General features: G+C 46.7%; 10 protein-coding genes. 4 read left to right on the top strand and 6 right to left on the bottom strand.

What is annotated here, in order from left to right; genetic code table 11:
- Window positions 1-69: 69 nt before the first annotated feature.
- The 4 genes from QUB24_RS17055 to QUB24_RS17070 all read right to left on the bottom strand — a co-directional run bounded on the left by QUB24_RS17055 (window position 70) and on the right by QUB24_RS17070 (window position 4,476).
- Window positions 70-363, bottom strand: coding sequence for a DUF3288 family protein (locus QUB24_RS17055; RefSeq protein WP_333154400.1), 294 nt, complete (start codon window positions 361-363; stop codon window positions 70-72).
- 164 nt (window positions 364-527) lie between these two features.
- Window positions 528-1,436, bottom strand: coding sequence for a hypothetical protein (locus tag QUB24_RS17060; RefSeq protein WP_333154402.1), 909 nt, complete (start codon window positions 1,434-1,436; stop codon window positions 528-530).
- A 55-nt stretch (window positions 1,437-1,491) separates the two neighbouring features.
- Complete coding sequence (locus QUB24_RS17065; RefSeq protein ID WP_333154404.1) at window positions 1,492-2,061, bottom strand: tetratricopeptide repeat protein; 570 nt, start codon at window positions 2,059-2,061, stop codon at window positions 1,492-1,494.
- 360 nt (window positions 2,062-2,421) lie between these two features.
- Window positions 2,422-4,476 (bottom strand): serine/threonine-protein kinase, encoded by a 2,055-nt coding sequence (locus QUB24_RS17070; protein ID WP_333154406.1) that lies wholly within the window; start codon window positions 4,474-4,476, stop codon window positions 2,422-2,424.
- Between the two features lie 502 nt (window positions 4,477-4,978).
- Between QUB24_RS17070 and msrP the strand changes: the two genes are divergently transcribed.
- Window positions 4,979-5,962 carry a protein-methionine-sulfoxide reductase catalytic subunit MsrP gene (gene msrP, locus QUB24_RS17075; RefSeq protein ID WP_333154408.1) on the top strand — a complete coding sequence of 328 codons (984 nt, stop codon included), beginning with the start codon at window positions 4,979-4,981 and terminating at the stop codon, window positions 5,960-5,962.
- A gap of 262 nt (window positions 5,963-6,224) precedes the next feature.
- Window positions 6,225-6,878 carry a Uma2 family endonuclease gene (locus QUB24_RS17080; protein WP_333154409.1) on the top strand — a complete coding sequence of 218 codons (654 nt, stop codon included), beginning with the start codon at window positions 6,225-6,227 and terminating at the stop codon, window positions 6,876-6,878.
- 69 nt (window positions 6,879-6,947) lie between these two features.
- Here the strand turns inward: QUB24_RS17080 and miaA are convergent, their stop codons facing one another.
- On the bottom strand, window positions 6,948-7,853 hold the full coding sequence (miaA, locus tag QUB24_RS17085) for a tRNA (adenosine(37)-N6)-dimethylallyltransferase MiaA (RefSeq protein WP_333154410.1): 906 nt from the start codon (window positions 7,851-7,853) through the stop codon (window positions 6,948-6,950).
- A 258-nt stretch (window positions 7,854-8,111) separates the two neighbouring features.
- Here miaA and gyrB point away from each other — a divergent pair, with 258 nt between their 5' ends.
- Together gyrB and QUB24_RS17095 are read left to right on the top strand one after the other, a co-directional pair.
- Window positions 8,112-11,357: a DNA topoisomerase (ATP-hydrolyzing) subunit B gene (gyrB, locus tag QUB24_RS17090; RefSeq protein ID WP_333154411.1), complete on the top strand. Its 3,246-nt coding sequence runs from the start codon at window positions 8,112-8,114 to the stop codon at window positions 11,355-11,357.
- Window positions 11,358-12,087: 730 nt separating this feature from the next.
- Window positions 12,088-12,804: a heme oxygenase (biliverdin-producing) gene (locus tag QUB24_RS17095; RefSeq protein ID WP_333154412.1), complete on the top strand. Its 717-nt coding sequence runs from the start codon at window positions 12,088-12,090 to the stop codon at window positions 12,802-12,804.
- Between the two features lie 261 nt (window positions 12,805-13,065).
- Here QUB24_RS17095 and QUB24_RS17100 read toward each other — a convergent pair whose 3' ends face one another.
- Complete coding sequence (locus QUB24_RS17100; RefSeq protein WP_333154413.1) at window positions 13,066-13,731, bottom strand: S-layer homology domain-containing protein; 666 nt, start codon at window positions 13,729-13,731, stop codon at window positions 13,066-13,068.
- Window positions 13,732-13,837 lie beyond the last annotated feature (106 nt).

Here is a 13,837-nt window from a genome sequence, read left to right on the forward strand (position 1 = left end):
CTGTTGACTGTTGACTGTTGACTGTTGACTGCAACTTCCAGGCTCTTCCGGGAAGTTGCAGATTTGAGATTAAACCCAATCTTCTTGATCGCTTTTTTGTCGCCTGTAAACCTCACCTGTAGCGTGAATTTTACGGGTTTTTTCGTAAAGACTTTCTTCGGTATGATTCCATTTTTGCAGGACTTTTTTTAAGTCTGATTGGATATCTCTAGCGCCGGGAAAGCCTCGGTAGCGAATTATTAATCTTGCTAATTCAGATAAATTGTATTCGGTTGCTTCTCCTGCTAATAAAGTATTGACACTGGCTCGATCGCGCTTGTATTGCGGATGCTGCTGATCTTGAGTTTTTTCTACTGAATCCATACTATTTATATTGCCCAATCATCTGAAAATGTTGCTACAAGCAACCGCCACCCAAAAGCGCGGACATAAATAACTATCATGAATAGAGTCTTAAATCCGCGCTTCATACACGGTTTGATTCGGGTATCATAACTGTCAACTGTCAACTGTCAACTGTCAACTGTTTAAATTGTCGCTTCAGTCAGCCCCAGAAATTTTTGTGTTTGTTCAGTAATACCAAATAGTCGATCGCCGTGACAAAAGATTTCCCAGGCCCGAATTCCCATAAAACCAATACCTGCAACCGCCAAGGGCATCGCTGCGGCACCTAAAAGCGCAGCAATGGGGGGAAATATTATGCACAGTGTTAACAGAATGCCAGTAATAACACCACCAGCAATACCAGCTTTGGCGGTGGCGGTGGCGACTTGTTCGACTAACTCTGACTGGGTAATTTTGCCTTCCACGCACAATAGTGAATTTTCTAAGATAGAAAATATTAACTCAATTACTGCTGCGGCGATCGCCCCTTTCATTGCAGCCCCAACGATTTCCGCAACTGCTGCTTTAAACGCTGCATCAGCTAAAACTTGCTTAGCGACTGCTAATTCTGCGACAGTCATGTCTGTACCACCGCGAGCACGATTCACCCAAAAATATTCAAAAATCCCGTTAGCAGCTTCGCTTCCACCTCCATTGACGTGCGCTTGGATGTGACTCCAATCTTTATCTTGACAGAAGTTGCGAATTGCTTCTGGGCCTTGGGCACGAATTTGGGCGGGTATGGATTCAAATACTTTTGCTGCTTCTTGAATATCTCGCATTCCGTCACGCACCCCAGCCCTAGCAAATTTGGATTGCAGATTTCTGGGCAGGTTCTCAAAACGGATGTTATGTGCTATTTTGAAAGCTTCTTGAGTGGCGATCGCCCCGGCACTAACCATTGAACTTGGCGCTGATTGTACCCACGCCGTTAATCCAGTTGCACTTTCCTCAACTTTAGCAGCGATTTCGTTGGCTAAGTTTTGGGTATCGGCAACAGTTTCTCGTACTTTAGCCGTTAGCAATTCGAGCGGATTCTGGTTAATTTCCATGTTGATCCAGCTTGCATCGTTAATGATTGAATTATTCTGACTATAACATTACTCTTCAGTAAGTGTTATTTTCTACTGAATTGCTTCTCGCTTCTAACTCCGGCTGTAAATTTAAAGCTTTTTTTTGATAAAATAAACCTTCATTGATTCGCCCTTGCTCTTCCAAACTTTTGCCTAAATTCCAATAAGCGACGGCTAAATCTGGTTGAATAGCGATAGATTTTTGATAGTAAGTTATGGCGTCATCGAGCTGACCTTGTTTGTAAAACATACTGCCCAAATTAACATAGGCTTCGACAAAAGTAGGATCAAATTCGATCGCCTTGGAGTAGGCGCGAATCGCCGCCTCTATTTTGCCTTGGGCTTGCAGGATATTGCCTAGATTTTTGTAGGCGGCGGCGAAATTGGGTTGCTGGCGAAGTGCTTGGTAACAGGAGGCGATCGCCTCTACATATTTCTGTTGCGTATAATAAATTTCTGCTATCTTGTTGAGTGCGAGCGCACTATCCGCTTGAAGGGCTAATATTTTTTGATATTGAGCGATCGCCTCCTCAAGCTTTCCTGATTTCTGAAGGCTATCGCCCGCTGACAAATACTGCTGTGCTAACTCGGAATTTGCGGTCATAGATTTTACTTTAACAGCCGAAACTACTTTACCACAAGTGTTAGTTAGCAACCGCAATTTCTAGGGATATTCTGACTATTTGAGATTTTAAATTTGTTTTTGTACCAACATAGGACTTACGCAATCATTCCAGGTATGGGGGCAGCCACGGGGGGTTTGCCCTTACAAAACACTATATATTGAGGCTGTGCGTAAGTCCTGCAACAGTTCGGACAGTTTTTGATTACCAACAGCTTAGGAACCGGGTTTCTAACACCCATGCGTGGGCCTTGAAACTGTCGGAAGTGTTGATAGATCAATTAGCTAAATGTTCGATCGCCCTAGCTGTTCAAAAATTGATTGAACGGGCGATCGAAAAAATTAAGGAGACAGTCGCCACACCTTAATCGTGTCGTCAAAACTGCCACTGATCAGAGTTTTGTCTTGAGGATTAAAAGCCAAATCCACCCAAGTAGAATGACCCTTCAGCGTGCCCGCGATTTCGCCGGAACTCATCCGCCACAGCTTGATAGTCCCGCTCAAATCGGCGCTGGCCAGCTTGTCTCCGTCGGGACTGAAAGCCAAGGACTTAACCTTGTCGGAATGGCCGATCAAAGTCCGCAGCAAAAAACCGTTGGGCAGCCCGGAGTGATTATTGGCGCTGATATCCCACAACTTCACCGTCTTGTCCCAACTGCCGCTGGCGAGAGTTTGACCGTCTGGGCTGATGGCCAGAGACCAAACCGCCTCGGAATGACCCCATAGAGTTTCTTTCAATTCCCCAGTCTGCCAGTTCCACAGGTTGATCTTACCGTCGCTGCTGCCGATCGCCAAAGTTTCTCGATCGGGACTGAAAGCCACCGACTGCACCTCGTCAACAACCCGGTTGAGAGTTTCCAACTCTGCCCCGCCTTGGACTTCCCACAGCTTCAAAGTTTTGTCCTTACCGACACTGGCCAGGGTCTGGCCGTCGGGACTGAAAACCACAGAGAACACGCCGTCTTGGTGTCCGTCCAAAGTCTGAATTAACCTGCCAGAATAGAACTTCCACAATTTAATCGTACCGTCAACGCCACCGCTGGCGATCATCCGGCCGTCGGGACTGACGGCCACCGACCACACAGGCCCCAAATGTCCTGCTAAAACCTTGAGCAGCTTGCCGTGACGCTTGTGCAGCAGGTGAATTGTGCCGTCGTTATTCCCGCTGACGATCACGCGGCCCTGGGGAGCGACTGCTACCGCCCAAACCGGGTTTTTGTGTTGATCCGCCAGAGTCCGTACAGCAGGCCCTGACGGCGATGCCTCACCCCGGAAATTCTGCATGGGGGGCGGATTGAACCGAATTTCGGGAATGCTAGAAGCAGGCTCACCAGAAGTGAAAGCCTGCGGTGCAGGAGATGGCAAGCGAACACCCAGCACTACGGACAGCAGGGCAACCGTAGTTGCTCCCCACATGGCCAAAGTCCACTTGGGTTTGCTGAGAATCACGTCTACCGGTGCCGGGCCGTATTTCATGTCTGTGAGAATTGCCTCGGTCGAGCGATAGCGTTTTGATGGTTCTCGCTGCACCATTTTATCCAGAATGCGGCCGAGTCGCGCCGAAACTGGTACTTTCAAATAATGTCTCCAGGTCCAACTTTCGGATTTGATGTCAAACAAATCAAAGGGCGACATTCCCGTTAACAAGTGAATGCAAGTGACCCCCAAACTGTAGATATCGCTGCTCTTAATCGCTTTGCCTTTAATTTGTTCCGGGGCGGCGTATTCCGCAGAACCTGTCACCGTTTCAGTTTTGAGCGGCCCGCTATTAGCCGGAATTGCGGCGCCGAAATCGACTAAAACTAGCCCAGAGGAACTTTCCTGGGACACGGAATGTAAATCCTCTTTCCCGGCAAAAGCTGGGGGTGCTTGGGGAGTTTTGCGGTGAATAATATTCGACGGTTTGATATCTCCGTGAATCAGTTGATGTTCGTGAACAAATTGCAGGACTGGCAACAATTCGCTCAGCAGATACCAAATTTGAATTTCTTTAACAACGCCTTTTTCTGAAAGCCGATCGGCTAAATTGTGGCCTTCGATGTATTCTTGCACTAAATACTGGCAGCCTTCGAGTTCAAAAGATGCCAGCAGTTTCGGTATTTGCGGATGTTTCCCCAACTCGTCGAGAACTGAGGCCGAGGCGCGAAATGTCCGGTTTAGGGGGTTTTGACCGTCCGCTGTGCCTGCGGGCGCGCAGAACTGTTGAATGACGCAACGGGGCTGCGAAGGTTGGTCTTCATCGACGGCTAAGAAGGTGCGGCAAGTGAGACTTTGACCGAGGGTGTGAAAGACTCGGTAGCGGCCTTTTAGCAGCAAGTTCGACTCGCAACTTTTGCATACTGTCGCGCGATCGAGATTTTGGGGATTCTGGCAATGGGGATTTGTGCAGTAACTCATTTGTCTTTCCGCTGGAGACCCCCGTCCGACATTATTGCTGGTGGGGGAGGAAAGCGGGGCGGTGCGTGCCGCTTCCTGTGGACAAATTAAATAATTGGAATCTTTGCTTGATCATAATTGTTTCCCAGATTTTCGCCACAATTGCTGCGGTCGATCGCGCGTAAATTATTGCTGACTTTCCTGCGAGCGAGGTTTAATAGGTCGATCGTATGGGCGGGCAGGATGCCCAACCCCTACTCCCCACAAGAAAATCATTCTAAAGAACAGGCCGGAAAGCCTGTTCTTTAGAATGATGCAATATCTCAGTTGTTACGGAATTACGCTATACTGTCATTGCGAATACTTGCAGTGCGATCGCACCAAATCAATCGCGAGAGCTTGCCAAATATCCGCGATTCTTTGTTCTATGGAGTCAATCTCCAACCTCAAATCTCAAATCCACTAACAGATTAAAACTTAGGCAATTTTTGCCAAACTAACTACTAACTTTTAACTATTACTTATGCCGTTAATTCGCGTACCCAAGTCTTGGGAAATTCTCGAACCCCAAATTACCCCAGAAACAGCCTTTCTCAACCGCCGCCGCTTCATGACAAATTTAATTGGCGCCGGCGTGACTGCTTCGCTGCTGCCGCTGACCGGCTGCCAAAGCAATGCTAGCTCAAAAACTGCTCTCGATCAAAGCTCAACCCAAGCATATTCGGAATTGAGCCGGAATCCCGCCTTTGCAAAAGTCGATCGAGCGATTACCGACGAAGCCTTAGCTACAAAATACAACAATTTTTATGAATACGGCGGCACAAAATCTATTTGGCAAGCCGCTCAAGCTTTGCCAACAGAAAACTGGAAAGTAGAAGTAGGCGGTTTAGTAAAAAATCCCCGCACTTATGATATTGACGACCTCTACAAAAAATTTCCTATCGAAGAACGAGTTTATCGATTTCGCTGTGTAGAAGCCTGGGCGATGGTAGTTCCTTGGGTCGGCTTTCCCATGAAATTACTGATGGCCGATGTCGAACCGCAATCGAAAGCTAAATTCGTTCGCTTCACCTCATTTTACGACCCCAAAATTACTCCCGGCCCCGGTTTGATGTCGCAATTTTATCCTTGGCCTTATACCGAAGGCCTGCGAATTGAAGAAATGGCGAACGATTTAGCATTTTTCGCCACAGGCTTGTATGGCCGAAGGCTACCAAAACAAAATGGTGCGCCGCTGCGGCAAGTGATTCCTTGGAAGTACGGTTTCAAGGGCGCAAAGTCTATTGTAAAAATTGAATTTGTCGAACAACAGCCCGCCACTTTTTGGAATACAATCGGCCCCAACGAATACGCCTTTGAAGCAAATGTCGAACCAGACAAACCGCACCCCAGATGGTCGCAAGCCAGCGAACGGATAGTCGGCCCCGGTAACAGTTGGTCGTGGGAAACTCGCCCAACTTTGCCCTATAACGGTTACGGCGAATATGTAGCTAGTTTGTACAGTTAATTAACTACGCGAGATGTAATTTGAGAAACAGGCTTTTCTGCTTCTCAAATTATTAATTTATCTCTTTTCTCTTTCTCTGCGCCCTCTGCGTTCTCTGCGGTTAATAAAAAAAAATATTTTTTTTCGGTTCAGCAAAATGAAATACAGGACACGGCATTGCCCTATCCCTACCCTATACCTTCACTTTGTTTGTAAATTTTACCTTAAATTTGAAGTCGATCGACTACAATAAAAATTGATGAAGCTACCAAGGAATTGTTAAATGGTAACAACAACATCAACTCCCATCGAGCAGCAAACTACCCCAGAAAACCGAGTTATTTTAAAAGGTGTCAGTTGGTCAACTTTTAAAGCATTGGTGGCAGATGTTGGGGACGAGAGAGCTTGGAGAATTGCTTACGATGAAGGAGTATTAGAAATCAGGATGCCACTGGAAGAACACGAAGAACCCAAACGACTGATAGAAAGCTTTGTGGAAGCTATTGTAGATGAGCTGGAAATTGAACTTAGAAGTCTTGGTTCGCTGACTCTTGAACGAGAAGATTTAACTCGTGCTGTCGAACCTGATTCCTGTTTCTACATTCAAAATGAATCTTTAGTTAGAGGCAGAAATATCAATTTGCCAAATGACCCGCCGCCCGATTTAGCAATAGAGTCGGATTACACGAATTCTTCTGTTAATAAAGATTCCATATATGCTGCTCTTGGTGTTCCCGAACTGTGGAGGTATCGCCGGGAATCTCTGCAAGTTTATCACCTTGTAGACGGAAAATATGAAATGTGCGATCGCAGTTTAGCATTTCCCTTTTTACCAGTTGCTGAAATTCCCGGTTTCATAGAACAAAGCCGAACAATCGGACAGCGTGCTGCTGTGCGTTTGTTTCGGCAAAGAATTAGAGAAATTTTGCCAAATTAAAAATAACACTTACATCTCTCCTTAACTCTTTCTCTGTGCCCTCTGCGCCCTCTGCGGTAAAAAAACTCTTTATTGTTCGCAAAACTCTGCAACCCTCCGCCAAACTCGATCGCACAAATCCGGTGCGCTAACATCAAACCATTCAATTTCAGGATAAGCTCGAAACCAAGTTCGCTGTCTCTTCGCAAATTGCCGCGTGTGCAAAATTGTTAATTCTTTGGCTTCTTCAAGCTTAATCTTGCCCGCCAAATATTGTTTGATTTCCTGATAACCCAGCGTGTTCAACAGTGGCAAGTCGCAGCCGTATTTTTTACACAAATATTCTACTTCAGCGATCCAACCGCGTTCTAGCATTTGTTCGGTGCGCTGTTTGATACGATCGACCAAAACATCGATCGCGCAATCCAACCCAATTTGTAAAATAGGATAATTGGGAGGATTTTCGCCCTGCTGTTCGGAAATAGGGCGACCGGTGACATAAAATACTTCCAGTGCTCTTAAAGTTCTTACTGGGTCATTGAGGTGAATTTTCTCAGCTGCAGAGCGATCGACCTGCTGCAACATCGCGTAACATTGAGATTGTCCGAGTTCCGCAAGTTGCGATCGCAATTCGGGCATCGGCCCTACCCTCGGAATTTTTAAACCGCGCACGATCGATTTAATATATAAGCCCGTCCCTCCCACCAACAACAGGGGGGGACAAAGAGGAAAATCGACAGCAGCAATTAAATCTTGAGCTTGTTGCTGGTAATCTGCTAGTGTCAGAGTTTCTGTCGGATCGCAGATGTCAATTAAGTGATGCGGTACACAAGTGCGATCGACCGCCGTCGGTTTTGCGGTTCCGATGTCAAATTCGCGGTACACTTGACGGGAGTCCGCACTTAGAATCGAGGATTGCAGTCGCCCCGCCAAAGCCAAAGCCACTCCCGACTTCCCCGTCGCCGTCGCCCCACAAATCGTAATTAATCTAGGCATAAGCTGTCGCACATTCCCCTATAGAAACTCTCAAATCCTCTCCTATCAATGCTTTCCCCTCTCTCTCTCCACTGATTCACCGCGCTACGCCTGGGGAGTCGCGAAGCAATCTCAAAACAATTCCCCTCCGTCCCCCCGATAAATTTCCATTCAGAAAGCCCTAGCATCGCCTTTAACGGTTTTGTGCTATAATTTTAGGAGTTTTCCCATTTTAGAAGCTTTCGGGGCTTTAGGCCTCATTATTGGAGCTATTTTTGTATGACCAGCAGCTACAGCGCCGACCAGATTCAAGTTCTCGAAGGTCTCGAAGCAGTCCGTAAACGACCGGGGATGTACATCGGTACCACCGGGCCGCGAGGACTCCACCACCTAGTTTACGAGGTTGTGGACAATTCCATAGATGAGGCGCTGGCTGGCCACTGCACTCACATCGAGATTGACATCAACGCCGACGGTTCCGTTACCGTGACAGACGACGGCCGGGGTATTCCGACTGGCATCGTTGCCAAGACTGGCAAATCGGGAATAGAAACAGTAATGACTGTACTTCACGCCGGCGGTAAATTTGGCGGTGGTGGCTACAAGGTTTCTGGAGGATTGCACGGTGTAGGTATTTCTGTTGTTAACGCGCTGTCCGAGTGGGTAGAAGTGACAGTTTGGCGCGACCAAAAAGAACATTTACAGCGCTACGAAAGAGGTAATCCCGTTACTGAACTTAATGCCAAGCCCAACAAAGGCAATCGCACCGGCACTTCAGTTTCTTTCTTGCCAGATACTCAAATATTTAGCACTGGTATTGAATTTGATTACACTACACTCGCAGGACGCTTGCGAGAATTGGGTTACTTGAATGCGGGCGTGAGAATTACGTTTAGCGACCACCGTTTGGAACTGCTCAAAAGTGGCGAACCTCGCATCGAAACTTACTGTTATGAGGGCGGAATCAAGGAATACATCGCCTACATGAACCGCGAAAAGCAGCCTCTGCACGAAGAAGTGATTTATGTGCAAGGCGAACGCAATAACGTGCAAATAGAAGTGGCTTTGCAGTGGTGCGTCGATGCTTTTAGCGACAACGTTCTAGGTTTTGCTAACAACATTCGGACTATAGACGGTGGCACACACTTAGAAGGTCTGAAGGCGGTTTTGACGCGGACGATGAATTCGATCGCCCGCAAGCGCAACAAAATCAAAGAAAACGAGCCCAACCTCGCCGGCGAAAACGTGCGCGAAGGTTTGACAGCAGTGATTTCGGTCAAAGTCCCAGATCCGGAATTTGAAGGTCAAACTAAAACCAAGCTAGGAAATACAGAAGTTCGGGGAATTGTCGATTCCTTGGTAGGCGAAGTATTGACAGAATATTTAGAGTTTCGCCCCCAAGTAGCCGACGCTATTTTGGAAAAAGCAATTCAGGCATTTAAGGCCGCTGAAGCCGCCCGCCGTGCCCGCGATTTAGTGCGCCGAAAATCAGTCTTAGAATCGTCTCCTTTGCCTGGAAAATTAGCGGACTGTAGCTCCAGAGACCCCGCCCTGTCTGAGATATACCTGGTCGAGGGGGATTCCGCGGGGGGCTGTTTTTTTTCATTTCAGGAAATAAAATTAGCTGACGGCACCACAAAAACTATCAAACAGATAGTTGACGAACAAGCAGAAGGTAAAGAACACTTTTGCTACACCATTCGCGAGAGTGGAAACATCGGGTTTGAGCGAATAACTAATGCTCGGATGACTAAAGCAAATGCTGAAGTTGTCAAACTGACATTAGACAATGGGGAGACAATAACTTGCACTCCCGACCATCCATTCATGTTGCGGGATGGCACTTACAAAGCAGCCGCCATGCTGACACCGGAAGATTCATTAATGCCGTTCCACAGCAAGTTGTCGGAAAAAAACAAACAGGGTCAGGGACTTAACGGTTACGAAATGGTTTGGAATCCCAACAGTGATAAGTGGATTTACACCCATCTTTTAGCGGATTTCTACAACCTGAAACATGGCGTTTATCTCGCATCTGACGGCAATCACCGCCATCACGTTGACTTTAACAAACTCAACAACAATCCGACAAATATTCAGCGATTGCCTGCTGAGGAGCACTTGGCTCTTCACCGCGCGAACCTTGAGAAAACCTTGCACAGGCCCGATGTCATTGAAAAGAGCCGTCAAGCTCACATGACTGATGAATTTCGGGCGATGATGAAAGAGCGGATGCGGCAGCCTGAAACGCGACAAATTCTTTCGGAACAGGCGAAAGCTCAGTGGGAAGATGAAGAGTATAAAGCTTACATGATGAGCAAGTGGCGGGAGTTTTACGATAGTGATGAAACTTATCGCCAGCAAAATAATGAACTGCTGAACCAAGCGCAGCAAGAGTATTGGAGTAGTGAAGAAAACCGTTTGGCTCAGTCGGAACGGGTGAGTAATCATTTTGCTAACAATCCTGAAGCACGGGAGACTCATTCTCAACTTGCTAAAGAACAGTGGCAAGATGAGAATTTGTTGGAGTGGCGGCGCGAAAAAACTAAGGAACAGTGGACGCCGGAGTTTCGCCAGAAACGTAAAGCGACTTTGAAGGAAACTTATTACCGCCAGACGCTGGAAGCTTTGAAGACAGTCCACCTGAAAGAAGGTTGGATGAATGTAGATGCTTACAATCTTTATCGCCGCATGAAGGGTGATAAGACTTTGTTGAAGTTTGAGACGTTTTGCGATCGCTACTTTAATGGTGATGAAGTATATGCTCGCCAAGCGGTTCGGAATTACAACCACCGCGTTGTGTCGATCGAACATTTGGAGGAGCGGTACGATGTCTACGACATCGAAGTGCCCAACAGTCACAACTTTGCATTAGGGGCGGGAATTTTTGTCCATAACAGTGCCAAACAAGGGCGCGATCGCCAATTCCAAGCAATCCTGCCTTTGCGCGGTAAAATTCTCAACATTGAGAAAACCGACGACGCCAAAATCTACAAAAATAACGAAATTCAATCGTTAATTACAGCCCTGGGTTTGGGCATCAAAGGCGAAGAATTCGATTCGGGTCAATTGCGGTATCACCACATCGTAATTATGACTGACGCTGACGTGGATGGTGCCCACATCCGCACGCTGTTGCTGACTTTCTTCTACCGCTATCAGCGCGCACTTGTAGAACAAGGTTACATCTACATTGCTTGTCCTCCTCTCTATAAAGTGGAACGGGGACGCAATCATTACTACTGTTACAGCGATCGCGAAATGAACAATCTCATCCGCAATGAATTTCCGGCGAATGCTAACTACACCATTCAGCGGTTCAAAGGTTTGGGTGAAATGATGCCGACACAGTTGTGGGATACAACGATGAACCCAGAAACTCGGACGCTGAAACGGGTGGAAATTGAAGACGCTGCTGAGGCCGATCGCATCTTTACGATCTTAATGGGCGATCGTGTCGCCCCCCGCCGCGAATTCATCGAAACCTACGGCCCCAAACTCAACCTCCTCGACTTGGACATCTAAGTTAGTTGACAGTTGACAGTTGACAGTTGTTTGCTGGCGAGGATGAGTCATTAGTCATTAGTCATTAGTTAGTGGCTGATGACTGATGACTACTGACTACTGCCAACTGCCAATTGCCAACTGACTACTGACGACTGACTACTGCCAACTTTTGTTATAAAAATTAATACAATCTCTCATCAAATCGATCTAAGGTAAACACTTAGGTAAATTTTAGATTTTTGGCGACTTGATCGACCCTCACAAAAATAGAAGGTTGGACAGTATAGCGTCAACGACCCAGGTCTAAAGAGATTGGGCTTCTAGCCTAAGACTTAAACCGCAGTTGACCAGACTCAGTACCTTGGTACTACGTTAACGGTAAGAGTTAAAGACCTACCAGGGAATGCGAAGCTAGTTCCTTGCTCTAGAAATTTAGGATTAAACAGACTTATTGGGTTAAATCAGTGTCCTAGATATAGTACCGGCCGTTAACTTTGTCGAAGCTAACATCACCCCGAAAGGGAGGCTCGAAAGAGCAAACATTATGCGATCGCGGGTTGCCAAATTTGAGAGGGTAATTTCGATGCACGCTCCCCTAGCTGAAGTGTCCCATCGAAATTACATTACATTCATTACACTCCCATCTAGCAATCCTCGTGTAATGCAAAGATTGACGGCGGTTTCGACCGCCGAGCCGTTTCCCTCTCAGGTCTAAAGACGCTGAGTTTCCCACTTACCGAATTTTTTTATGAGCATCAATTTAGCGACCAAATTGCGTGAGGGAACCAAAAAGTCCCACACAATGGCAGAAAACGTCGGTTTTGTCAAGTGTTTTTTAAAAGGCGTTGTAGAAAAAACTTCTTACCGGAAGTTAGTAGGAAACCTCTACTTTGTCTACTCGGCAATGGAAGAGGAAATGGAACGCCAAAAACAGCATCCGGTTGTTTCAAAAATTTACTTTTCTGAGTTGAATCGCAAACACAGCTTAGAGCAAGATTTATTTTACTACTACGGTGCGAATTGGCGCGAACAAGTAGCCCCCTCAGCCGCAGCTAAAGCTTATGTGCAGCGCATTCGAGAGATTTCGGCGACCGCACCAGAACTGTTAGTAGCTCACTCTTACACTCGCTACCTTGGCGATTTATCCGGCGGACAAATCCTCAAGGGAATTGCCCAGCGCGGGATGAATCTTTCCGACGGAGAAGGCACTGCTTTCTATGAATTCCAGGATATTCCTGATGAAAAAGAATTCAAGGCTAACTACCGTCAGGCAATGAATGAACTGCCGATTGACGAAGCAACAGCAGAGCGAATTGTTGACGAAGCTAATGCAGCTTTTGGCATGAACATGAAGATGTTCATGGAGTTAGAGGGCAATTTGATTAAAGCAGTCGGTCAGATGCTTTTCAATACCCTGACACGGAAGCGCGGTGGTGCCAGTACCGAATTGGCTACTGCTGATTGAGTTAAAGCTCACTGGGGATAATTTGAGCCTCGTTTAAGAGGAAAAACTTAAATCCTGGGGGTTTGATGGCTGCTTTTACAGTCACCAAATCTCCGGGATTTTGCATGGTGTTTGAATTGCGGGCGATCGACTTTTTAACTCATATCGTTTCCGGTTGTATCGGGATTATTTAACCGCAGAGGGCGCAGAGAACGCAGAGGGAGAGAATACAGAGAGGAATAATTCGGATGCTACGGGATTTGATATCACAACTAAACACTATCACCTTCCCATGCCGCGATCGGGAGGCTCCTCGTCGGGGACAGGCAAAGAAGTGGGCCTTACTTGTCGCTCCAAATACTTGCTCAAAGCGTAAGCGATATCTCCACGAGTCATCGGTTTCAAAGGATTAATTTTATTAGTTGCGACATCAACATTAACGAACCCTTCATAAAGTGCAGTAGCTATAGATTTTCTAGCCCAATTAGGAATTTCGCCTGCATCGGGATACTTAGCTAAAATCTCGGAAATGCTGGGATCTGGAAACTGAAAAACCCCGTAAGCTTGAGCAAAAATCGCCAAAGCTTCAGCGCGAGTCACCCTTTGATTTGGGAAAAACATTCCGTCGCGATATCCACTCATCGTTCCCGTTTTCAAAGCAGTTTGAATCGCACTGTAAGCCCAGTAACTCTTCGGTACGTCCGGCACTTCCCTATCCGGTTTCTGAGCTGTTTTCCGGCGTTCCAAACCAAAAGTTTTCACTAAAATCACCGCCAAATCGGCGCGACTGACAAGGCCATCAGCATTAAAATTGCCACTGGCATCTTTATTCATCAATCCAGCACTCACAACCCGATCGATCGGGTCAATTATTTGTTGAGATTGAACCGCCATTGGGACTCCTTGCATTAGCGCGATCGCCAAAAAAATACTCACTAACTTTTTCACGATTTTAATCCTTTCTGTCGCTAAAACCATCATGAAAACAGCAGTAATATTTTTTATGGTTCCATCGGTATTATTCTGTGGTTTCGGCGGTGCGCGAGATTTGGGG

This window comes from Microcoleus sp. B9-D4 (assembly GCF_036705105.1).
In the GTDB taxonomy this organism is placed as follows: Bacteria; Cyanobacteriota; Cyanobacteriia; order Cyanobacteriales; family Microcoleaceae; genus Microcoleus.